Origin of the sequence: Pantoea sp. DY-5, from assembly GCF_019795955.1 — a bacterium.
In the GTDB taxonomy this organism is placed as follows: domain Bacteria; phylum Pseudomonadota; class Gammaproteobacteria; order Enterobacterales; family Enterobacteriaceae; genus Pantoea; species Pantoea leporis.
Map to the genome: position 1 here is coordinate 25,885 of NZ_JAIMIE010000008.1, position 22,076 is coordinate 47,960.

The 22,076-nt window shown below is 59.6% G+C and carries 19 protein-coding genes; 11 read left to right on the forward strand and 8 right to left on the reverse strand.

Annotation, left to right across the window (positions count from 1 at the left end; all coding sequences use genetic code 11):
* The first annotated feature begins 1 nt into the window (after nt 1).
* The 8 genes from dgcA (at nt 2) to K5Y30_RS21300 (ending at nt 9,474) form a co-directional block, all read left to right on the forward strand.
* On the forward strand, nt 2-967 hold the full coding sequence (gene dgcA, locus K5Y30_RS21265) for an N-acetyl-D-Glu racemase DgcA (RefSeq protein WP_217549813.1): 966 nt from the start codon (nt 2-4) through the stop codon (nt 965-967).
* 18 nt (nt 968-985) lie between these two features.
* On the forward strand, nt 986-2,848 hold the full coding sequence (locus tag K5Y30_RS21270; protein ID WP_222213262.1) for an ABC transporter ATP-binding protein: 1,863 nt from the start codon (nt 986-988) through the stop codon (nt 2,846-2,848).
* Between the two features lie 21 nt (nt 2,849-2,869).
* On the forward strand, nt 2,870-4,411 hold the full coding sequence (locus K5Y30_RS21275) for a glutathione ABC transporter substrate-binding protein (protein WP_222213264.1): 1,542 nt from the start codon (nt 2,870-2,872) through the stop codon (nt 4,409-4,411).
* 320 nt (nt 4,412-4,731) lie between these two features.
* On the forward strand, nt 4,732-5,661 hold the full coding sequence (locus K5Y30_RS21280) for an ABC transporter permease (protein ID WP_154193928.1): 930 nt from the start codon (nt 4,732-4,734) through the stop codon (nt 5,659-5,661).
* Nucleotides 5,661-6,545, forward strand: a complete 885-nt coding sequence (locus tag K5Y30_RS21285) for an ABC transporter permease subunit (RefSeq protein ID WP_007891891.1) — start codon at nt 5,661-5,663, stop codon at nt 6,543-6,545. The genes K5Y30_RS21280 and K5Y30_RS21285 overlap by 1 nt, the downstream gene beginning before the upstream one ends.
* A gap of 2 nt (nt 6,546-6,547) precedes the next feature.
* Entirely contained in the window at nt 6,548-7,594 is a 1,047-nt protein-coding gene (locus K5Y30_RS21290) for a P1 family peptidase (RefSeq protein ID WP_222213266.1), read from the forward strand.
* A gap of 51 nt (nt 7,595-7,645) precedes the next feature.
* Entirely contained in the window at nt 7,646-8,467 is an 822-nt protein-coding gene (locus tag K5Y30_RS21295) for a M55 family metallopeptidase (RefSeq protein WP_176972561.1), read from the forward strand.
* A gap of 170 nt (nt 8,468-8,637) precedes the next feature.
* Nucleotides 8,638-9,474 carry a fumarylacetoacetate hydrolase family protein gene (locus tag K5Y30_RS21300; protein WP_222213268.1) on the forward strand — a complete coding sequence of 279 codons (837 nt, stop codon included), beginning with the start codon at nt 8,638-8,640 and terminating at the stop codon, nt 9,472-9,474.
* A gap of 111 nt (nt 9,475-9,585) precedes the next feature.
* Here the strand turns inward: K5Y30_RS21300 and K5Y30_RS21305 are convergent, their stop codons facing one another.
* From K5Y30_RS21305 to K5Y30_RS21330, 6 genes are read right to left on the reverse strand one after another with little or no spacing between them, the layout of a single operon-like run.
* Nucleotides 9,586-11,112 (reverse strand): serine hydrolase, encoded by a 1,527-nt coding sequence (locus K5Y30_RS21305; protein ID WP_222213271.1) that lies wholly within the window; start codon nt 11,110-11,112, stop codon nt 9,586-9,588.
* Nucleotides 11,109-11,849: an ABC transporter ATP-binding protein gene (locus K5Y30_RS21310; protein WP_110867700.1), complete on the reverse strand. Its 741-nt coding sequence runs from the start codon at nt 11,847-11,849 to the stop codon at nt 11,109-11,111. Before K5Y30_RS21310 ends, K5Y30_RS21305 begins: the two co-directional genes overlap by 4 nt.
* 3 nt (nt 11,850-11,852) lie before the next feature.
* Nucleotides 11,853-12,680, reverse strand: coding sequence for an ABC transporter ATP-binding protein (locus K5Y30_RS21315; protein ID WP_192415463.1), 828 nt, complete (start codon nt 12,678-12,680; stop codon nt 11,853-11,855).
* The gene (locus K5Y30_RS21320) at nt 12,681-13,580 is read right to left on the reverse strand and encodes an ABC transporter permease (RefSeq protein WP_061719814.1); all 900 of its coding nucleotides are present in this window, start codon (nt 13,578-13,580) and stop codon (nt 12,681-12,683) included.
* Entirely contained in the window at nt 13,577-14,587 is a 1,011-nt protein-coding gene (locus K5Y30_RS21325; protein WP_222213273.1) for an ABC transporter permease, read from the reverse strand. Before K5Y30_RS21325 ends, K5Y30_RS21320 begins: the two co-directional genes overlap by 4 nt.
* A complete protein-coding gene (locus K5Y30_RS21330; protein WP_222185967.1) occupies nt 14,587-16,182 on the reverse strand; it encodes an ABC transporter substrate-binding protein in 1,596 nt (531 codons plus the stop codon). Before K5Y30_RS21330 ends, K5Y30_RS21325 begins: the two co-directional genes overlap by 1 nt.
* A gap of 198 nt (nt 16,183-16,380) precedes the next feature.
* Here K5Y30_RS21330 and K5Y30_RS21335 point away from each other — a divergent pair, with 198 nt between their 5' ends.
* Nucleotides 16,381-17,436, forward strand: a complete 1,056-nt coding sequence (locus K5Y30_RS21335) for a dipeptidase (protein ID WP_101762792.1) — start codon at nt 16,381-16,383, stop codon at nt 17,434-17,436.
* Between the two features lie 2 nt (nt 17,437-17,438).
* A complete protein-coding gene (locus K5Y30_RS21340; protein WP_222213275.1) occupies nt 17,439-18,353 on the forward strand; it encodes a LysR family transcriptional regulator in 915 nt (304 codons plus the stop codon).
* A gap of 54 nt (nt 18,354-18,407) precedes the next feature.
* Here K5Y30_RS21340 and K5Y30_RS21345 read toward each other — a convergent pair whose 3' ends face one another.
* Nucleotides 18,408-19,760, reverse strand: coding sequence for an MFS transporter (locus K5Y30_RS21345; protein ID WP_101762760.1), 1,353 nt, complete (start codon nt 19,758-19,760; stop codon nt 18,408-18,410).
* A gap of 174 nt (nt 19,761-19,934) precedes the next feature.
* Entirely contained in the window at nt 19,935-20,837 is a 903-nt protein-coding gene (locus tag K5Y30_RS21350) for a GntR family transcriptional regulator (RefSeq protein WP_192236923.1), read from the reverse strand.
* Nucleotides 20,838-20,972: 135 nt separating this feature from the next.
* On the opposite strand from K5Y30_RS21350, the gene K5Y30_RS21355 reads away from it, so the two are divergent.
* The gene (locus K5Y30_RS21355; RefSeq protein WP_222213277.1) at nt 20,973-22,001 is read left to right on the forward strand and encodes a zinc-binding alcohol dehydrogenase family protein; all 1,029 of its coding nucleotides are present in this window, start codon (nt 20,973-20,975) and stop codon (nt 21,999-22,001) included.
* Nucleotides 22,002-22,076 lie beyond the last annotated feature (75 nt).

The window sequence follows — 22,076 nt, forward strand, 5'->3', positions numbered from 1 at the left end:
CATGCGGCGCATGCAGATTGAAGTGCTGGAATTGCCGCTGGCGCGTCCGTTCGCCATCTCACGCGGTACGCGCACCGCAGTCACGGTGATTCGCGTGACGCTGGAGCAGAACGGTTTTATTGGCCGCGGCGAATGTACGCCAACGCCGCGCTACGATGAAACGCCAGAAAGTGTCAACGCCGAACTGGAAGCGCTGCGCGCCGACATGGAAGCGGGCCTGAGCCGCCTCGATCTGCAAAGCCGTTTATCAGCGGGTTCAGCGCGTAATGCGCTGGACTGCGCACTGTGGCGTCTCGATGCCGCGCTGGCGAAGCACACGCTGTGGCAACAGTGCGAGCGTCGTCAGCCGCCATCGGTGATCACCGCCGAAACCCTCAGCCTCGACTCCATCGAAAACATGGCCGCCGCCGCTGCCGATGCGGTATCACGCGGTGCCATCCTGCTGAAAATCAAACTTAATCGCGACGACATTCTGGAGAAAGTCGCCGCGATTCGTCAGGCCGCCCCGCGCGCCACCTTAATCATTGATGCCAATGAAGCCTGGTCGGGTGTGGATTTGCCCAGCCTGTTCAACGCGCTGGCGAGTTTTAACATCGCGATGGTCGAGCAGCCGCTGCCGGCGGGTCAGGATCAGGCGTTGCAGCGCTTCACGCACCCGATTCCGGTGTGTGCCGACGAGAGCTGCCACACTCGCGAGGACATCGCGCCGCTGCGCAATCGCTACGAGATGATCAACATTAAGCTGGATAAGTGCGGCGGTTTGACCGAAGCGCTGGCGATGGTGGAGGAGGCGCAGAAGCACGATATGCGGTTGATGGTCGGCTGCATGCTCGGTTCTTCACTGGCGATGGAAGCGGCGCTGCCGGTGGCGATTGCCGCTGAACATGTCGATCTCGATGGCCCCATTTGGCTGGCCGCCGATAGCTCGCCCTTCCTTTCTTACGCTCAAGGCCAAATCTGGCTGTAACCCGCATGCGGAGCAACGATGACGGACACTTTACTCACATCCAACGCCGCCAGCGTTGCCGGTTCAGAACCGGTGCTCGCGATTCAGGATCTCAGCGTCAGTTTTCGCGGCCGCAGCGGCGAAAATCAGGTGTTGAAGGGCATCAGTTTTAACATTCATCAGGGCGAAATTGTCGCCGTGGTGGGCGAAAGTGGCTCGGGTAAATCGGTCACCTCGCTGGCGGTGATGGGCTTGCTAGCCGCATCCGGGCGTATCGATCGCGGCAGCATGCAGTTCCGCGATCGTCAGGGCCACGCGCATCAGCTTGCCACGCTGAATGAAACCCAGCGCCGTGCTTTGCGTGGTCGCGAAATGGCGATGATATTTCAGGAGCCGATGACCTCGCTCAATCCGGTGCTGCGCGTCGGCGATCAGCTGACTGAAGCGCTACGTGACCATCAGATTTGCGACAAAAGTCAGGCCGACGAGCGCGCACGTGAATTACTGCGCCAGGTGCGCATCGCCGATGTGGACCGCGTAATGAAAAGCTATCCGCATTCGCTGTCGGGCGGCATGCGCCAGCGCGTGATGATTGCGCAGGCGCTGGCCTGCGATCCGCAACTGCTGATCGCCGATGAACCGACCACCGCGCTGGATGTCACGGTGCAGGCACGCATTCTTCACATCCTGCGCGACCTGCAACGTGAGAAGCAGATGGCGGTGCTGTTCATCACCCACGACATGGGCGTGGTGGCAGAAATCGCCGATCGCGTGGTGGTGATGCTGCGCGGCGAAGTGGTTGAGCAGGGCACGGTCAGCGACATCTTTAACGCGCCGCAGCATCCTTACACCAAAGCGTTACTGGCGGCGGTGCCGAAGCTCGGCGATATGCGCGAACACGCATGGCCGCAGCGTTTTCCGCTGTTGGGCAGCAATGCCAGTGATAACAGCGAGCAGCGCACCGCGCGCTATGACGAAACGCCGCTGCTGGATGTGCGTGGCCTGAAAGTGTACTACCCGATTCGCAGCGGGATTTTCTCGGCGCTTACCCATCAGGTGCACGCGGTGGAGCAGATCGACTTCAGCCTGTGGCCAGGCGAAACCCTGGCGATTGTCGGCGAAAGCGGCTGCGGCAAATCCACCACCGGCCGGGCGCTGATGCGGCTGATTAACAGCGACGCCGACAGCATCCATTTCCAGGGCAATGAAATCGCCAACCTGAAAGAGGCGCAGTTCCAGCCGCTGCGCCGTGAAATCCAGATGGTGTTTCAGGATCCTTACGCCTCGCTCAATCCGCGTCTCACCGTCGGTTTCACCATTGCCGAACCGCTGCTGCTGCACGGCATGGTGAAATCGCTGGAAGAAGCGTCGCCGCAGGTTGATGCGTTGCTGAAAAGCGTGGGCTTATTGCCGGAACATGCGCGGCGCTATCCGCACGAATTTTCCGGCGGCCAGCGCCAGCGCATTGCCATTGCGCGTGCCATGGCGTTGAAACCCAAAGTGATCATCGCCGATGAAGCCGTCTCGGCACTGGACGTGTCGATTCAGGCGCAGGTGGTGAACCTGATGATGGATCTGCAACAGCAAACCGGCGTGGCGTGGATTTTTATCTCGCACGACATGGCGGTGGTGGAACGTATCGCTAACCGCGTGGCAGTGATGTATCTCGGCCAGATTGTGGAGCTGGGGCCGCGCCAATCGGTGTTCAACCAGCCGCAACATCCTTATACCCAACGTCTGCTGGCCTCGGTGCCGGTGGCCGATCCCCAGAACCGTCAACCCCGCACTTTCGAAGAGGGCGAAATTCCTTCGCCGCTGCGCAAGGTGGGAGAAACGGTCACTAAACCGCGTTATCGCCAGGTTGCTCCGCAACACTGGGTCGCTGATTTTGTTTCGCGCTAACCCTCAATACCAGGAGATTTCATGAACCCGATTTTTCGCCGTACTGCGCTTGCGCTGGGATTGACCCTCTCGCTGGCCGCCGCCGCTCAGGCGCAGGATCTGCGCATTTCGATGTATGCCGACATCACCGGCCTCGATCCGCACGATACCTCCGATAACGTCAGCTACTCGGTGCAGAGCGGCATCTTCGAGCGTCTGTTCCAGTTCGATGCAAAGATGAAGCTGCAGCCGTGGCTCGCCACCAGCTACACCAGCAACGACAGCGCCACCGAATTTACCCTGACGCTGCGTAAAGACGTGACCTTCCAGGATGGCACGCCGTTCGATGCCGCAGCGGTGAAAGCCAACCTTGATCGCCTTGCCGACCAGACCAAAGGCCTCAAGCGCAACAGCCTGTACAAGATGATTGCGAAGGTAACGGTGCTGGCACCGAATCAGGTGAAAATCGAGCTGAACCAATCGTTTGGTGCCTTCATTAACACGCTGGCGCATCCGTCGGCGGTGATGTGGAGCCCGGCGATTCTCAAGCAGTATCCGGAAGAAGCGCAATTACGCTTGCATCCGGTGGGCACCGGTCCGTTCAAATTCGTGACCTGGCAGCCGGGTAAAGCCGTGACGCTGGCGAAGTACGACGGCTACTGGCAGCAAGGCTGGCCGAAAGTGGATAACGTGATCTTCTCGCCAAGCCCGGAAGATGCCACGCGCGTTGCGGCACTGAAGTCGGGCCAGGTGGATGCGATCTGGCCGCTGCCATCCGATCTGATCGCCACCGTGCAGAGCGACAGCAAACTGGCGGTGCAGCGCGATCCGAGCATTTATCTCTATTACATGGCGATCAACACCCAGCACAAACCGCTGAATGATGTGCGCGTGCGGCAGGCGATCAACTACGCCATCGACCGCGATCTGTGGCTGAAAGTGGCGTTTGCCGGCATGGGCAAACCAGCCAGCTCGGCGATTCCGGAAGGCGTGCAGTTCTACCAGAAGCAGAGCGCACCGAACTATCGCTATGCGCCAGATGAAGCCAAAGCGCTGCTGAAAGACGCCGGTTATCCGAACGGCCTCGATCTCAAACTGTGGGTCACCAACGCCACCGCCAGCGTGCGTGCCGCGCAGGTATTGAAAGCACAGCTGGCAACGGTGGGCATTCGCGCCACGGTAACGCCGATGGATTCCGGCACGCGCAACGCCAAATTGTGGGGCGTGAAGGACCCGAAACAGGCGGAATTTGATCTCTATTACGGCGGCTGGTCGACGTCAACCGGTGATGCCGATTGGGCCTTGCGTCCACTCTACGCCACCGAATCCTGGGTGCCGACTTCGTATAACGTTTCGTACTTCAGCAACGCCGAAGCCGACAAAGCGATTGCCGGTGGCTTAGCCACCGCCGATCCGGCTAAGCGCGGCGAAGCCTACGCCGAAGCGCAGAAAGTGTTGTGGCAAGAGGCGCCAGTGGCATTCCTCGGCACGCCAGACAACCTGGTCGGCAAACGCAGCACGCTGAGCGGTGTGTCGATGCTGCCGGATGGTAACTTCCTGTTTAATCAGGCGACGTTTAAGTAAAGGTTGGGTGGGGTGCTCGCTGTCTCTCCAGGAATGTGCTTGCTGTCCCCCACGAATGTGCTCGCTGTCCCCCTCCTCGGTCCTCCCCCATAAATGGGGGAGGAAGATGCTGCCACATGCAGCTTCATCACTGGCATGTGGCAGCGTCTCCTTCCCCCGCTTGCGGGGGAAGGCCGGGATGGGGGACAGCCAGCACGGTCTGGGGACAGCCAGCACGATCTGGAGACAGCCAGCACGGTCTGGGGACAGCCAGCACGATCTGGGGCCAGCCAGCACCATCCGGGAGCAGCCAGCACCATCCCAAAAAATAAAGGAACCGCATGTTCGCATACATCATTCGCCGACTGCTGGAGATGATCCCCGTATTGCTGGTGGTCTCGCTGCTGGTCTTCGGCTTCATCAAACTGCTGCCTGGCGATCCGGCGCGTATCTACGCCGGGCCGGATGCGCCTTTGGCCGCGGTGGAAGCAGCGCGTCAGCATCTCGGACTTAACGATCCGCTGCCGCAGCAATATATCAACTGGATCGGCGGCCTGCTGCGCGGCGATCTGGGCGTCACTTATCGCACCCAACAGCCGGTGCTGGAAGTGATCAAACAGGGCTTTATGCCTACGCTGTGGCTAGCGCTGGCCGGCTTTGCCTGGTCGGTGATTCTGGGCCTTTTCCTCGGCGTGTTTGCCGCCCTGAAACGCGGTAAATGGCAGGACTGGACCTTAATGAGCGTCGCCGTCGGCGGCATCTCGATGCCCACTTTCTGGCTCGGTCTGCTGCTGATCCAGTTCGTCGCCATGCCGTTTGGCCTGTTCTCCGTCAGCGGCTTCAACCAGCCCAGCGACATCGTATTACCGGCGATCACGCTCGGTTCCTCGGTGGCGGCGGTGATGGCGCGCTTCACCCGCTCGGCGTTTCTCGAAGTGGCGCAGGAAGATTACGTGCGCACCGCCAAAGCCAAAGGGCTGCGCAATCGGCTGGTGACGTGGAAACACGTGATGCGCAATGCGTTGATCCCGGTGATCACCATGCTCGGTTTGCAGTTCGGTTTCTTACTCGGCGGATCGATCGTGGTCGAAAGCGTGTTCAACTGGCCGGGACTGGGCTGGCTGTTGATCGAGTCGATCAAGGCGCAGGATCAGCCGGTGATCCAGGCGTTAGTCATGCTGTTCGTGTTTGAATTTATTGTCATTAACCTGCTGGTCGATCTGCTGTATGCCGTGGTCAACCCAGCAATTCGCCTGCGACAGGAGCCCTGATGAGTCTGCAATCTCTGCCTGCCCACGCGCAGGAGGCGATCCGTTCGCCGTGGCGCGATTTCCTGCACGCGCTGGTGCGTAATCCGCTGGCGCTGGTCTCCGGTGGCTTTGTGCTACTGCTGGTGCTGGTGGCTATTTTCGCACCCTGGCTGGCGCCGTGGGATCCGATGGCACCGGACTGGATGGCGCTGTCATCGCCGCCGTCCAGTACACACTGGATGGGCACCGACGAACTCGGCCGCGATCTGTTCAGCCGCATCATCTTTGGCGCGCGTATCTCACTGTACGTTGGCGTGCTGTCGGTGACGCTCGGCATGGTGGTCGGCGTGCTGCTGGGCCTGCTGGCGGGCTATTACGGACGCTGGATCGATATGCTGATAATGCGTGGCTCCGACGTGCTGTTCGCCTTTCCCGGCATGCTGCTGGCGATTGCGGTGGTAGCGATTCTCGGTCCGGGACTGAACAACGTCATCATTGCGGTAGCCATCTTCAGCGTGCCGGTATTTGCCCGTATCGTGCGTGCTTCCACGCTGTCGCTGAAACAGGCGGCGTACGTTGAAGCCGTGCGCTGCGCCGGTGCGCCGGATCGCGTGATTCTGCTGCGCCATATTCTGCCGGGCACGCTGTCAAACGTGATTGTCTATTTCACGATGCGTATCGGCACCAGTATTCTGACCGCCGCCGGGCTGAGTTTTATCGGCCTCGGCCCGGAACCCGATGTGCCGGAGTGGGGCAATATTCTGGCGATGAGCCGCAGCATGATGATGGCGGGCTTGTGGCACGTCAGCGTGTTTCCGGGTCTGGCGATATTTATTACCGTGCTGGCGTTTAACCTGCTGGGTGATGCGCTGCGCGACACGCTCGATCCCAAACTGAAGAGCTAAGCATGGACTTTCAACAACTGCAGCGCGACCTGCTGCTGCAACGCTGGCGCAACGAGCGTCAGCTGGGACAACCGCGCAGCGCCAGCGGGCCAACCAATCGCATCAGCGATGTGCCCGGCGTGCGCGTCGGTCACTACACGCTAGCCGACGGCGAGCGACAAACCGGCGTTACCGCGATTGTGCCGCCGGGCGACAATCTGTTTATTCAGCCGCTGCCTTGTGCGGCGGCGGTGTTTAACGGTTTCGCCAAGCCGGTTGGCCTGGTGCAGGTTGAAGAGTTAGGCGTGCTGCAAACGCCGATTCTGCTGAGCAACACGCTGGCGGTTGGCACGCTGTTTACCACACTGGTACGCGATGCCATCAGCCGTAACCGCGAGTTGGGCCGCAGCTTGCCCACGGTCAATCCGCTGGCGCTGGAGTGCAATGACGGCTGGCTCAACGATATTCAGGCGCTGGCGATCACCGAGACGATGGCGCAGCAAGCACTCTATGACGCCACGGCAGATTTTGATCGCGGCAGCGTCGGTGCCGGGCGTGGCATGAGCTGTTTCAGTTTGAAAGGCGGCATTGGCACGGCATCGCGCATGATTCCATCGCTCAATGCCACGCTGGGCGTGCTGGTGCTGGCGAACTTTGGCGCGTTAACCGCGCTGACGCTGGACGGCGTACGCCTGGGTGAGATGATCGCGCCGCTGCTGCCGGAACTGACGCCGCAGCGCGATGCCGGTTCCATCATCATTATTATGGCGACCGATGCGCCGCTCGATGCGCGTCAGCTGAAGCGCGTCGCTAAACGCGCCGGTCCCGGTTTGGGACGATTGGGCAGTTATTGGGGCCACGGTTCGGGCGATATCGCGCTGGCGTTTTCCACCCAGCCACAGCCGCAACCGCCAGAAGAGTCCACGCTGGAACCGCTGCTCGCCGCCGCCGCCGATGCCACCGAACACGCGGTGCTGGATGCCTTACTCAGCGCCGAATCTGTCACCGGTTTTCGCGGCCATCATCGCCCGTCGTTAACCGAAGTATTGGATCGATTGACCTCCACGTAGGGTCACCATTCATGGCGACCTCTGCCAATAACCGCACGGAACCCCAACCCCATGAAAATCTTCATCTCAGCCGACATCGAAGGCATCGCGGGTGTGATGCGTCCCGAACAGTGTTCACCCGGCCACGCCGAATACCAGCTGGCGCGCGGACTGATGGAACAGGAAGTTAACGCCGCGATCGATGGCGCCTTTGCTGGCGGCGCAACGGAAGTGGTGGTGGCCGACAGCCACGCGCAGATGACCAACCTGCGTGCGGAAAATATCGATCCCCGCGCGCGCATGGTGCAGGGCAAACCGCGCGGCTTATCGATGGTAGAAGGCATTGAGCAGCAGCCATTTGATGGCCTGTTCTTTATCGGCTATCACAGCGCGGCGGGTGAACCGGGCGTGCTGGCGCACACCATTAACGGCCGTGCGTTCTGGCGCATTCACATCAACGGCAAGGTGATGGGCGAAAGCGACATCTACGCCGCAGCCGCGGCTGAACAGGGCACGCCGCTGTGGCTGGTGAGCGGCGACGACCAGCTTAAAGGCTGGATTGCCGAGCATTATCCCTCGGTGGATTACGTCTGTGTGAAACGCGCCATCTCGCACACCTGCGCAGAATCCATTAGCCCGCAGGCAGCGCAAAATGCCATTCGCGCTGCAGCGACGGCCGCCGTGCAACGCAAACGCCAGGTCAGCACCACGCGCCTGAGCGCGCCCTATGAGATGCAGCTGCAAGCCAGCAAACCGGTGCTGGCGGATCTGTTCAGCCTGATTCCCGGCGTGACGCGCATTGATGCGGTCACCGTTGGCTATCGCGCGGACGACATGAACACGTTAATCAGCCTGCTGAGCGCCTTCTCTTATCTGGCGAGCACGCAGTCGTAATCCGGTGCGGCCATGTATACGGTGCGCATTAATGCGCACCCTACGACATTGCCGCATGCAACTCGTAGGGGCGCCATTAATGGCGACCGCGTTAAATCATCAGGTCGGTCCGCATTTCCTGCTGAATTTTGCTAACCTGCGCGCAATTTATATATAACAACGAGGCAGTCATGCAGCTCTGCAGTTTTTATCTTATTGATCAGCAAAGAAAAAGTTACGGTATTGTGCAGCAAGAGGGCGTGATTGATATCGGCTTGCGTCTTGGCGCTGACTGCCCGGACCTGAAAACCTTGCTGCAACGCGGCGCGTTAAGCGATCTCGACGCCTATGTGTCACAGCCGATTGATCACCCGTTTAGCGCCATTCGCTTCCTGCCGGTGGTGGAAAATCCTGACAAAGTGTTCTGCGTTGGCATGAACTACGCTGACAAACGCAAAGAGTTTGCCGAGACCCTTGAAGCGCCGACGCTGTTTGTGCGTTTCGCGGATTCGCTGGCGGCGCACCAGCAGCCGCTGCTGAAACCCGCTACCACGCAGGAATTTGATTACGAAGGTGAGCTGGCGGTGATCATCGGCCAAGCGGCCTATCAGGTGAAAGCCGCCGATGCGTTGCAGCACGTTGCGGGCTACAGCTGCTTTATGGATGCCACGGTGCGCGACATGCAGTTTACCTGGTTCACCGCCGGGAAAAACTGGCAGCAGACCGGCGGTTTCGGACCGTGGATGACCACCGCTGACGAGATCCCCGATCCGCAGCAGCTGGCGATCAAAACCTGGCTCAATCAGCGCGAAGTGCAGAACGACACCACCGCCAGCATGGTGCATCCGGTGGCGAAGATCATTGAGTACATCTCCGCGTTCAGCCCGCTGTCGCCAGGCGATGTGATCATCACCGGTTCACCGGGCGGCGTCGGTAAAAAACGCACGCCACCGCTGTTTATGTTCCCCGGCGATGAGATTGAAGTCGAAATCGAGAAAATCGGTCGTTTACATCATTACGTGGCTTAGCGCCCGTCATACTTCGAGCCGCCGCTGCGTTGGCTACGTGTGCTCACCCCAGTCACTTACTGATGTAAGCTCCTGGGGATTCACCCACTTGCCGCCTTGCTGCAACTCGAATTATTCAGGGCGTGCTGTCTGTAAAAAGCGCACCACGCGGCTACGATTCAATTGCAGCCGCAGCGTGTCGCCTTCGCGCGCAATCGCGAAGCGCTTCTCCCACGGTCCATCCTGCGCGATGGCTAATAGGCGATCGTTGCCCAGCGACTGCAAACGCGCACGAATCGCCGCCGGGCCGATGCCCATGATTAAGCTGTCGCCCTCAATCACCAACTCGCTGCGCCACTGCGGCGCGAACCAGCGGCCCTGCAGATGATCGAGGCTGGCCTGATCGGCCTGCACCGGCACAAAACGTCGTGCGGCATGACCAATCTCTCCCACAATCGCCGCGCCAGCATGGCGTAATTGCATCGGGAAAGTGCTGGAGAGCGACACCGCCGTGCCGTGCACATCGTCACGCCACAGGGTTTCGCCTGCGCCGAGCCAGGTGGCGGTCGCGCCTTTGATTTCCAGCCAGTCGGCGGCGTTTTCCGCCACGTAAAGTCCGGGCGTTAAATCGTGTCCTTTCTCCGGTAACGCGCGATTGAGCAGCGCCGCCATCACGCGCAGCACGCTTTCCGACGTGGTGACATCTTCGCGGTTGGCGACCAGCGCCACGCCGATTTTCAGCTCCGGATGCAGCAGGAAATAGCTCTTATAACCGGCATGCGAACCGCCGTGACCGAACAGCGTCTGGCTGCCGAGCGTCGAGCTGGTGATGCCCAAACCGTATCCGCTGGTGCGACCATCGTTGAGATGACGCGGCGCGCTCAGGCGCTGCAGCACGCCCGCGCCCGGCCCGCTATCGGCCAGCAGGCTTTGCAGCCAGCGCGTCAGATGATTCAGGCTGCCGGTGACGCTGCCCGATGCCGAGAGATGCAAACCGGCGCTGGAGAGCTGCCACTGCGCGCCGTTTTGCCAGTAGCCGGGCACTAAACCGGGCACAATATCGAACCAGCTTTCCGGCGCAATCAGGTTGATATCCAGCGGATCGCAGATGTACTGCTGCAGCAGGTCATTGAATAACACGCCTTTGGCTTTCAGCGCCTCTTCAACCAGCCGATAGCCGGTGTTGGTGTAGGAGATTTCACTGCCGGGCGCGTAGTTGAGCTCACCTTCGCGCGCGATAAAATCCAGCAGGTCGTCGGCGCTGGTGGCGTTGTACACCGACAATCCCAGCAGCGATAAGGTTTCGCGCACGTCCGGCAAACCGCTGCTCATATCCAGCGCCTGGCCGACGGTGATCTGGCCGTTGGCTCCGCTCAGCTGCGGCAAATGCTGCACCAGCGGATCGTCGAGCTTGAGATAGCGGCGTCCCGGCCCGGTCACCAGCGCGGCAAACAGATGTTTGGTGATGGAGGCGAAACGCACCACGCTATCGGCGCTGAACGGCGTTTGCTGCGCCAAATCGGCCAACCCGGCACAGTGTGTTGAGTGAATCTGGTGCGCATCAAACAGGATCATCGCACCGCCCGGCGCGCCTGGCTGTTGCCAGCTTTCAGTGATCTGTTGTGCGACATCCGCGGCGCGTTGCCAGTAAGCGGTCATGCCGGTTCCTCCAGCGTCATGCTGAGATCGAAAAGTTGGGCGGTATGTGGATGCTGGATGCGCCGCGCGCGCAGATCGTCGGCGCTCAGCTGTTCCACCATCTCGCCATTCTGCATCACGCCAATGCGCTGACACAGATGCGTTACCACCGCGAGGTTATGCGTCACCATAATGTAGGTGAGTTTGCGCTCGCTGCGGAGATCGCTGAGTAAATTGAGGATTTCGGCCTGCACCGACACATCCAGCGCCGAGGTCGGCTCATCCAGCAGCAGCACTTCCGGTTCGGCGATCAGCGCGCGCGCAATCGCCACGCGCTGACGCTGGCCGCCCGACAGCTGATGCGGATAGCGGAAACGCACCGACGCGGGCAACCCCACTTCGCTTAACGCCTGGCTGATGCGCTGTTCGGCGCGATCGAGCTGATGCACCAGCAGCGGTTCGTGCAGGATGCGATCGATGGTCTGGCGCGGGTGCAGCGAACCAAACGGATCCTGAAATACCATCTGCACCTGACGGTAGAAGGCGCGGCTGCGTTTGGCGCTGAGCTGCATGCCACCAAACAGCATGCTGCCTTGCCAGTCGGCATTCAGTCCGGCGAGCGCGCGCAGGATGGTGGATTTGCCCGAGCCGCTTTCACCGACCAGGCCAAAACTTTCGCCGTTACCGACCGAGAAACTGACGTCTTTTACCGCCGTGTGCGCACCGAAATTGATGCGCAGGTTATCGATTTGAATCATAAATTATTCTCGCCACGCGGCATCGCGCTGCAATACGGGTAAACGTTCGCGCGGATGGCGCAACGACGGCAAACACGCCAGCAAACCACGCGTATAGGGATGCTGCGCCTGCTGCAACTGCCCGGCATCGAGCAGCTCAACGATGCGGCCGGCGTACATCACCGCCACGCGATCGCAGAAGTGCGACACCAGCGGCAAATCGTGGCTAATCAGGATCAGCCCCATGCCGCGCGCCGATACCAGCTCGTCAATCAGCTTCAGAATCTCCGCCTGCACCGTGGCATCCAGCGCGCTGGTGGGTTCATCGGCGATCAACAGTTCCGGATCGGGTGCCAGCATCATGGCAATCATCACGCGCTGACCCATGCCGCCCGAGACTTCATGCGGATAGCGTTGCGCCACGGCTTCAGGGTCGCGAATCTTCACCTGCTCCAGCAGCTCAATCGCCGCCTGCATCGCCGCTTTATGGCTGCCGCCTTTGTGCTCGCGCCAGGCTTCGGCAATCTGCTGGCCGATGGTCATCACCGGATTGAGCGAATATTTCGGGTCCTGCAGGATAAAACCGACGCGCTTGCCGCGAATTTTGCGCAGCACTTTCTCGCTGGCTCCGCGCAGATCGATGCCGTCAAAGCGCAGCACATCGGCGCTCACTTCCGCGTTGCCCGGCAGTAGCTGCATCAGGCTGCGCGCGGTCAATGATTTGCCGGAGCCGCTTTCGCCGACAATGGCAAACTTCTCGTGGCCAACGCTAAAACTGACGCCGCGCACTGCTTCAACGGTTTCGCTGCGCGAGCGGAAGGCAACGCGCAGGTTCTCAATTTCCACCAACATTTAGCGCTCCTTAGGATCCAGCACGTCACGCAGACCGTCGCCCAGAAAGTTGAACGCCAGAGACGTCAGGAAAATCGCGATACACGGCATCAATGGCACCCACCATTCGCTGAACAGGAAACGACGTGCGGTGGCGATCATCGTGCCCCATTCCGGTGACGGCGGCTGCGCGCCCATGCCGAGAAAACCGAGGCTGGCAGCGGTGATGATGATGGAGCTCATGTCCAGCGTGACGCGCACAATCAGGCTCGGCACGCACAGCGGCATGATGTGGCGCAGGATAATGCGCAGCGGCGAAGCGCCGGTCAGACGGCTGGCGGCGATAAAGTCGCTGTGGCGGAACTGCAGGGTTTCGGCCCGCGCCAGACGCGCATACGGCGGCCACGACGTCAGGGCAATCGCCAGAATCGCGCTCTCCACGCCGGGTTTCAGCGCGGCGACAAACGCCAGCGCCAGAATCAGACGCGGGAAGGCGAGGAAGATGTCGGTCAAACGCATCAGCGCTTTATCGATGAAACCGCCGGCATAGCCGGCAATGCAGCCAATCAGCAGGCCGAGCGGCGCGGTGAGCAGCACCACGGCGATCACCATGCCGAGCGTGGTGCGGCCGCCGTAGATAATGCGCGTCCAGACATCGCGCCCCAGCTCATCGGTGCCGAGCCAGTGCGCGGCGGAAGGGGCCGCCAGACGGTTTTCCAGATGCTGCATACCGGGTTCGAACGGCGTCAGCCAGGGCGCAAACAGCGCCAGCAGCAGCATCACCGCCACCACCAGCAATCCGGCCATGGCCAGCGGATTACTGCGCAGGCTGAGCCACAGGCGATAACGCCGGCCCCACACCGCCTGGCGGCGATTGGCTGGCGTGTCGTCGAGCAGCCATTCTCGTGAGAAGAAGATCATTTTACGCGCGGGTCCCAAAGTCGATAGAGAAGGTCAGCCAGCTGATTGAGCAGCACATACACGGTGCCGACCAGCAAAGTGGCGCCGATCACCGGGTTCATGTCGGCGTTCATCAGCGAGGTGGTGAGATATTGGCCGATACCGGGCCAGGCGAAGACGTTTTCCGTCACCACCGCGCCCTCCAGCAATCCGGCGTAGGTCAGCGCCAGCACCGTGACCAGCTGAACCGCCACGGTGGGAAACGCATGCCGCCAAATCACCCGCCGTGACGACAAACCTTTGGCGCGCGCGGTGATCACGAACTCGCCGCTCAGCGCGTTAAGCATAAAGGTGCGCGTCATACGCGTGATGTAGGCCATGCTGAAGTAGGCCAGAATCAGCACCGGCTGCGCCATGTGGGCCAGCGCATCCCAGAAGGCGTCCGTTTCTCCGGCCAGCAGCGAATCAATGGTGAGGAAGCCGGTGACCTGCGGCACCATATCCTGCCAGATGATGTCCTGCCGTCCGGGGCCGGGCGCAATGCCGAGCACCGCGTAGAATATCAGCAGGCTCAGCAGCGCCAGCACGAAAACCGGCAGCGAATGGCCGGCGAGGCAGATCACGCGAATGGTTTGATCGACCCACGAACGTTGACGCACCGCCGCCCACACGCCGAGCGGAATGCCGATCAGCGCCGCGATGATGATGGCCGCCGTTGCCAGCTCCATGGTGGCGGGGAAGAAGCGGGCGATATCGGTAATCACCGGATTCGAGGTGAGAATCGATTTACCGAGATCGCCATGCAGCAGTTGATTGAGGTAGTGACCAAACTGCACGTAAAGGGGCTGATCCAGCCCCATTTCCGCACGTACGCGCTCAACCACCGATTGCGGTGCGTTATCACCGACCGCCGCCAGCACCGGATCGGTGGGCATGACGCGGCCAATGAAAAAGGTCAACACCGACAGACCAAACAGCGTCAGCACCAGGCTTCCCAGGGTGCTGACGATTCTCTTCAGTAACGGCATCAGGCTTTTTTCACCTGCGCATACGGCCACTGCTCCAGTACGGTCATGTGGACATCACTCAGCGCTTTGCTGGTGGCCACGTTTTTGGTCTTCTGCATCATGAAAATAAACGGGCTCTTCTCGCGGCCTAGCTGCTGAATCTGCTGATAGAGCGCGATGCGCTTCGTCGGATCCGGCTCATGCAGCGCCTGCTCGGTGAGTTTGTTAAATTCATCGTCTGACCAGCTGCAGCGCCACGCCAGCGTTCGCGCACGCGCGTTATCGCTGTTGTCAGTGTTAACGCAGAAGGCTTCGGTGTTGGAGTTGGGATCAAAGTAATCGGCGCCCCAAACCGTCAATGCCAGCTGATGCTGACGCGCACGCATCTTGGTCAGAACCTGGCGGTTTTCGGCGGCGATCAGTGACACTTTGATGCCAATCGCGCCCAATTGCGTCTGAATTGCCTGCGCGATGTCCGGATAGGGTTGCATGGAGTAGTGATCGAGGGTGATTTCGAAACCGTCCGGATATCCCGCTTCGGCCAGCAGCGCTTTGGCTTTCGCCAGATCTTTGTGGAATGGCGTATCGTCCAGCGCCGCCGGGAAGCCGCTCGGCAGGAAGCTTTGATGGGTAACAAAACTCATCGACAGAATGTTTTTCTGAATGCTGTCGTAATCCAGCGCCCACTTCAGCGCCTGCCACACCTGCGGTTTTTTCAGATACGGATTATTGGTGTTGCACGACATCAGCATGATGGCCGACAGCGACTGATTCACCAGCGACACGCTGCTGTCGTTTTTCACCTGCAGCAGCTGTTCGGTGGTGAGGTCATACGCGGCATCAACATCGCCTTTTTTCAGCATCAGCGCCTGCGCGGCTGGGTCGGCGATGTGTTTGAGGATCACGCGTTTGGTTTTGCTGGCGCCTTTATATTGCGGGCTAATCTCCAGAATCACCGTTTCGCTGGCATTCCAGGTGCGCAGGGTAAAGGCACCGGAACCGGCGCTGTGCTGTTTCAGCCAGCCGTTACCGAAGTCATTGTTCTGCTGGTTCGCCAGACAGGCTTTCTTCGACACGATGCTGCCGACGGTGGCGGACAAGCAGTAGAGCAGGAAGGTTTCGGCCGCCGGCGCGCCGAGTTTCATCTCCACGGTGTGCGCATCTTTCGCGGTGACCCGCTGCGTCACATTGTCTTTGGTAAAGCCGAACTGGTTGATAATAAAGGCCGGGCTCTTATCCAGCTTGACGATACGCTCAATCGAGAACGCCACGTCTTCTGCGGTAAGCGGCGAACCATCGGCGAATTTGGCCGCCGGATCGAGATGGAACGTGTAAGTGCCGTTATCGCTGCTGACGTCCCAGCTTTGCGCCAGTTGACCAATCACTTTATCGGCTTGCTTGGGATCGGGCGTGACTAGACGTTGATAGAGGTTGCCGCAGATCTGGCCGCCGGTGGCTTCGAAGCTTTCGTGTGGATCGAGGCTGGTGATGTTATCGAGCTGCATCGCGATCACCAGCATGGTCGGCGGCGTCGCGGCAAAGGAAGAATTCAGGCTGAGGTAGGAAACAACAGGTACAGCAGTGCATCCTGCAAGAAAACGTCTTCTGGTAACCATGTAAACTCCCAACTTATTGATAATTAAAATAAAAAATCGTTATTTGATTGTTTTTTGTCTTGACTTTAGGCACCCGCCGGAGGATTAATACCGGTTCTACGTCCTTTGTTTCACGCGTGTGGTTTTGCCCTTTTATGGTGCAATTTGCTCCGCCAGCTGGCAGTGCTGCGCTTTCCCCCGAACATGGAACTGAACAACATGTCTGACTCGATTACCCTCGATATTCCGGTCTTTGACGGCCACAACGATGTGCTGAATAAGCTGTGGCAGCACCATCAGCCGGACGCGGTTAATGCCTTTTTTACTGGCACCAAAACGGGCCAAATGGACTTGCCGCGTATCCGTCAGGGAAATATGGTAGGTGGCATTTTCGCCACCTGGGTGCCGTCCCACCCTCTGATTGCAAGAAGTGCGCCAGACCTCGCAGATTTTCCTCAGGAAATTATCAACTCAGCGCGCGACGCGACCTTTTCCATGCTGGCGCTGCTGCTGCGCATTGAGCAGGCCTCGAATGGCCAGGTGAAGATTTGCCGCAGCGTGCGCGAGATTCGTCACTGCATGGCGAACAAGGTGTTAGCGGTGGTGATGCACGTCGAAGGTGCGGAAGCGCTGGATACCCACGGCGAGCTGCTCGACATGCTGTATGCCAGCGGCTTGCGCACGCTGGGACCGCTGTGGAGCCGCCCGAATCAGTTCGGCGACGGCGTGCCGTTCCTCTATCCCTCGTCGCCGGATATCGGCAACGGCCTGACGGCTGCGGGCAAGCAGCTGGTGCGCGACTGTAATCGCCGCCGCATCATGGTCGACTTGTCGCATATGGATGAGAAAGGCTTCTGGCACACCGCGGAAATCAGTGATGCGCCGCTGGTGGCGAGCCACTCCAACGCGCATGTGCTCAGCGCGCAGTCGCGTAATCTCACCGATCGCCAGCTGGCGGCGATTGCCGAAACCAACGGCTTTGTCGGCGTCAATTTTGCCGTGCCATTCCTGCGTGAAGATGGCGATCGTCATGCGCCGACCGGCGTCGATGCCATCGTGCGCCACGTTGAGTATCTGCTGGAAAAAGTGGGGGAAGAGGGCGTCGGTTTTGGTTCGGATCTCGATGGCGCCACCATGCCAGGCGATCTGAAGGACGTGGCCGGATTCCCGCTACTGGTGCAGGCGCTGGCGCAGCGCGGCTATTCACGCGAGCTGCTGGAGAAGATTTGCCACGGCAACTGGCTGCGCGTGCTTGAAGCCACCTGGGGCGAATAATCATGCGGCTGCGGCATATTGAAGTCTTTCAGGCGATTGTGCAGACCGGCAGCATCAGTGCGGCGGCGCGTTTGCTGAATGTGTCGCAGCCGAATGTCAGCCGCGTGCTTAATCACGCCGAGCAGCAGCTCGGTTTTGCGCTGTTTGAGCGGCGCGCGCAGGGCATGGTGGTGACGGCAGAAGGGCGGCGCTTGCTGCCGGAAGTGGAAGATATCTATCAGCGTTTACAGGCGATTACCCAGCTGACCGAGCAGCTACGGCGCGGCGAAGGGCAAACGGTGCGCGTGGGTGCTGCGCATGCGTTTGGTCAGATGGTATTAGCACCCGCGCTGGTGAACTGGCGGCAACAGGCGGCGTCGGTCAGCGTGGAACTGGTCACCGAGCACTTCAGCACCTTGTGCCGCATGCTGATGGATAATCAGCTCGATTTCGCGCTGGTGTTTGGTCAGCAGGTGGATGCCGATTTACTGGCGGAACCGCTGTTTCAGTCGTCGATGGTGGCGTTGCTGCCGCGCGATCACACCCACCATGAGCCGGTGACGCTGGAGTGGCTGTGCGCCAACAATTTGCTGATGATGCAGAATCAGGATCCGCTCGGTCGGGTGCTGCACCGCGCGCTGCGCGATAAAGGGCTCAATCCGGCGGTATCGCTGTCGATCAAAACCTATTCGGTGATTGCCGATATGGTGCTGGCGGGCGGCGGCGTCGGGATTGTCGATCTGTTTACCGCGTGCCGTTATGCCGACCAGCTCAAGCTGTTGCCAGTCGCGCAGCCGCTACCCTTTGAAGTGATGTTGATCAGCCGCCGCGATCAGCCACAGTCGCAATCGACGCTGCAGCTGAAACAGGTGATTCGCAACAAGCTGTGGGAAATCGCGCGCCAGTGTGAATCGCAGTTTTTCACCCGTCCGTCGTAATGCCGATTTCGTAGGGTCGCCATTTATGGCGACCGTCCCACATCCGACACTCAATCAAACCCCATCGGTAATCGGCTTACGCACCAGCAGCAAATAGGCCAGCGCACCCACCACCGTGACACCGGCGCAAATCATCAACGCCAGGCTAAACGACTTGGTGGTATCCAGCACCCAACCGGTGATCACCGGGGCGAACGAGGCGAACACAAAGCTGGCGAAGTTCTGGATGCTGCCGACCGAGGCGGTCATGCGCGCCGTGACGTTGGCGTGAATCAAACCCCAGCACGATGTACCGGCAAAGTGGATGCAGAACAGCGCCATACCAATCATGGTCACCGCGCTGGTGGTGTCGGTGGCACGCGTTACAAAGGCGGTAAACGCGGCGGACAACAGCATGCCCGTGACGATAGAGATCTTACGCACCTTCACCGCATCATGGCCACGACGCACCAGCGCATCGACCACATAACCGTTCAGCAGCATGCCCGCCGCGCCGAACAGGAATGGAATCGCAGCCAGTAAACCGGTGCTTTTCAGATCGAGGTGATAAGTGGATTGCAGATAGCCCGGCAGCCACGCGATGTACAGCCACGCGGTGTAGTTGATGCCGCTGAAGCCAATCATCATGCCCCACATGGTGCGCTGCTTAAACAGGCCGCGCCACTCGGCAAAACTCAGCGGCTCTTTGCGCGATGCCACGCTGCCCGCCTGCAGATAGTGAATCTCTTCGCCGCTCAGCGTGTTGTTATCGCGATCGCGGTACATCAGATACCAGCCGATGGCGAGAAACATGCCGAGCACGCCGATAGTGATAAACATGCCGCGCCAGCCCATCACCATCATCATCGCGGCCAGAATCGGTGGCGCAATCGACAAGCCAATCATCGAAGCGGCGTTAAACATGCCCATCGGCATGCCGCGATCTTTGATGTTGAACCAGTCGTTGATCACCTTCACGCCGCACGGGTTCATCGGTGCTTCGCCAATACCTAACCCGATACGCACCAAAATAAACTGGGTGAAGTTATGCACCAAACCGGCGGCCGCCTGGAACAGCGACCAGAAGAACATACCAATCGCCAGCATGATGCGCGGCCCTTTGCGATCGAGCAGCGCACCGCACGGCAGCTGCGCTAAGCCATACGCCAGCGAGAAGGCCGACAGCAGCACGCCAATTTCAGTCGCGGATAAACCCAGTTCTCCCCGGATGGTCATATTGGCCACCGACAGCGAACTGCGGTCGAGATAGTTGATCATGGCGGCGAACAGCAGCAGCAGCATGGCGGTAATCTGGATCTTTCTGATGCGCGGCGAGCGCACCACGTCACTGCGTGCCGGGATAAAATCTTGCCCGTCTGCAGCCGGTTGTGGCGCGTTTTCGCGGCCACGAGCCGAAGTATTTTCCATTGCGACCTCCCGGATCTGGGTACTTATCGTTATGCGTTTGTGTGGGATCCTGCGGCAGCAAAACGGTGCTGCCCCAACGGATTGACTTCGAGACTAGAAGCAATCAGATCGGGATGTTGCGGAGATGTTTCAGATTCGTGCGGGAGCTAATGCTTTGTGGTTTTTAATCGGTTTTTAATTGTACTGGCGGATCGAACGGATCATCGATGTCTTGGCGGTGCCGAGATGAGTGTGCAGGGCGCACAAGGCTTCGACATCCTGACGGCTAATCAGTGCTGTCAGGATCGCCATATGTTCCTCCAGCGCCACGATATTTCTCTGCTTAAGATCGGTTTCATCCCATTGATAATGCGAGTGAAAAATCACGGAAATAATCTCCAGCGACTGATTAAAAAACGGATTGTTGGCGGCGGAGAGAATCAGCGTGTGCATCTCTTTATCCAGCGCGGCGAAGTGGCGGTAATTGCTGGCAATGGTGTCACGCATCGAACGATGGCGATCCAGCAGGTCGCGCGCCTGCATCCAGCGCTCATCCTGCGAGGGCAGGTTGAGAAAACGGGTCAGCGCGTGGGTTTCCAGCATTTCACGCAGCTCAAACAGGTTCTCGGCATACTTCTGATCGAACTTCTTCATGCGCCATTGTCCGCGCTTCACCGGTTCCAGCAGGTCATAACGCATAAAGCGCAGCAGGAATTCACGTACCACAACCGGACTGACCTTCACCTGCTGGGCTAACTGCAGCTCGCTAAAGGTATCGCCCGGCATCAGCTGACGTTGATTGATCAGGTTGAAAAAGGTCTGCTCAAACTGCAGCGCCTGCTGATCGATCGGCGGCGTCAGGGCGTTAAAACCATCTTCTTCGCTGGGATCGCGCACGATAACGTAGGTTTCATCCACCTTTTCCAGCACGCCGCGCTCATGCAGATGCTGCAAAGTGTGGCGCACCGTAGTGCGGCTGATGTTGAACATCTCGGCCAGCGCCGCCTGCGGGGGCAACGGCGAACGGATATGCCGTTTAGCAATGCCTTCCAGCATCTGGTTAATCACGTTCTGACGTAGGTTCTGGCTGCGGCTCATACGCGTCTCCGGTTTTTTATCTATTAAAAACCATACAAAGCCCAAAAAAAGCGGTTGGCTTCACACTTCCCCCAACGCAAAACGCTGTCATCGGCGATTTTCGCCATAACTGCGACAACAGCACAGGAGAAGCCAATGACAACGATGAAAACGCTGGTGGTCGCCGAGCCGCGCCAGATGGTATGGCAGCAGCGCGCGAAGCCGACGCCCGCCGCCCATGAAGTTCTGATCAAACCGATCGCCGCCGGCATTTGTGGCACCGATATCCACGCCTGGGCCGGAAATCAGCCGTTTTTCAGCTATCCACGCGTGTTGGGGCATGAGCTGTGTGGCGAAGTGGTGGAGCTCGGCAGCCAGGCCAGCGGCTTCAGGCTGGGCCAGCGCGTGGCGCTGATTCCCTACGTTGCCTGCCAGCAGTGCGATGCCTGTTTAAGTGGCAAAACCAACTGCTGCGAAAAGATCTCGGTGATTGGGGTGCATCAGGATGGCGGTTTCTGTGAATTCCTCAGCGTGCCGACCAGCAATTTGCTGGCGGTGGATGAGGTTGATCCCGAAGCCGCCGCGCTGATTGAACCCTTCGCCATCAGCGCGCATGCGGTGCGCCGTGCGGCCATTACGGCGGATGAGCAGGTTTTGGTGGTGGGCGCAGGTCCGATTGGTCTTGGCGTGGCCGCGATTGCGGCGGCGGCGGGAGCGAATGTGGTGGTGGCCGACACCAGCGAGCAACGCCGCGCGCACGTAGCGCAGAAGCTGGGTTTGGCGACGGTGAATCCATTAGACGCCGATTTTGAAACGCAGTTGCGGGCGGAATTTGGTGGGCGTTTGCCGGCCAAAGTGATCGATGCCACCGGCAGCCCAGCGGCGATGAACGGCGCGGTGAAACTGATTCGTCACGGCGGCACCATCGTGTTTGTCGGCCTGCATAAAGGCGATCTGGTGATCCCGGATATCGAGTTTCACAAAAAAGAAACCACGCTGCTGGGCAGCCGCAACGCCACGCTGGAAGATTTCGCGAAAGTAGGCGAATTGATGGCGAACGGGCAGCTTCGTGCCGACATGATGCTCAATCGGCATTATGATTTTTCCACCCTGGCAGAGCGCTTTGAAGCGGATGTGATTAATAACCGGGAACTGATTAAGGGCGTGATTCACTTCGAACGTTGATATTGGCACCAACCGTAGCGGCGCAATTTATTACGCAAAGAGGGGTTGGCACGGTGCCTTCACTGATGCGCGCGA

Coding starts and splice junctions, on each gene's coding strand:
- K5Y30_RS21340 (WP_222213275.1), top strand. CDS start 17,439: ATGCGGCTGCGGCATATTGAAGTCTTTCAGGCGATTGTGCAGACCGGC.
- K5Y30_RS21285 (WP_007891891.1), top strand. CDS start 5,661: ATGAGTCTGCAATCTCTGCCTGCCCACGCGCAGGAGGCGATCCGTTCG.
- K5Y30_RS21345 (WP_101762760.1), bottom strand. CDS start 19,760: ATGGAAAATACTTCGGCTCGTGGCCGCGAAAACGCGCCACAACCGGCT.
- dgcA (WP_217549813.1), top strand. CDS start 2: ATGCGGCGCATGCAGATTGAAGTGCTGGAATTGCCGCTGGCGCGTCCG.
- K5Y30_RS21300 (WP_222213268.1), top strand. CDS start 8,638: ATGCAGCTCTGCAGTTTTTATCTTATTGATCAGCAAAGAAAAAGTTAC.
- K5Y30_RS21310 (WP_110867700.1), bottom strand. CDS start 11,849: ATGATTCAAATCGATAACCTGCGCATCAATTTCGGTGCGCACACGGCG.
- K5Y30_RS21275 (WP_222213264.1), top strand. CDS start 2,870: ATGAACCCGATTTTTCGCCGTACTGCGCTTGCGCTGGGATTGACCCTC.
- K5Y30_RS21350 (WP_192236923.1), bottom strand. CDS start 20,837: ATGAGCCGCAGCCAGAACCTACGTCAGAACGTGATTAACCAGATGCTG.
- K5Y30_RS21330 (WP_222185967.1), bottom strand. CDS start 16,182: ATGGTTACCAGAAGACGTTTTCTTGCAGGATGCACTGCTGTACCTGTT.
- K5Y30_RS21315 (WP_192415463.1), bottom strand. CDS start 12,680: ATGTTGGTGGAAATTGAGAACCTGCGCGTTGCCTTCCGCTCGCGCAGC.
- K5Y30_RS21355 (WP_222213277.1), top strand. CDS start 20,973: ATGACAACGATGAAAACGCTGGTGGTCGCCGAGCCGCGCCAGATGGTA.
- K5Y30_RS21320 (WP_061719814.1), bottom strand. CDS start 13,580: ATGATCTTCTTCTCACGAGAATGGCTGCTCGACGACACGCCAGCCAAT.
- K5Y30_RS21280 (WP_154193928.1), top strand. CDS start 4,732: ATGTTCGCATACATCATTCGCCGACTGCTGGAGATGATCCCCGTATTG.
- K5Y30_RS21335 (WP_101762792.1), top strand. CDS start 16,381: ATGTCTGACTCGATTACCCTCGATATTCCGGTCTTTGACGGCCACAAC.
- K5Y30_RS21305 (WP_222213271.1), bottom strand. CDS start 11,112: ATGACCGCTTACTGGCAACGCGCCGCGGATGTCGCACAACAGATCACT.
- K5Y30_RS21295 (WP_176972561.1), top strand. CDS start 7,646: ATGAAAATCTTCATCTCAGCCGACATCGAAGGCATCGCGGGTGTGATG.
- K5Y30_RS21270 (WP_222213262.1), top strand. CDS start 986: ATGACGGACACTTTACTCACATCCAACGCCGCCAGCGTTGCCGGTTCA.
- K5Y30_RS21290 (WP_222213266.1), top strand. CDS start 6,548: ATGGACTTTCAACAACTGCAGCGCGACCTGCTGCTGCAACGCTGGCGC.
- K5Y30_RS21325 (WP_222213273.1), bottom strand. CDS start 14,587: ATGCCGTTACTGAAGAGAATCGTCAGCACCCTGGGAAGCCTGGTGCTG.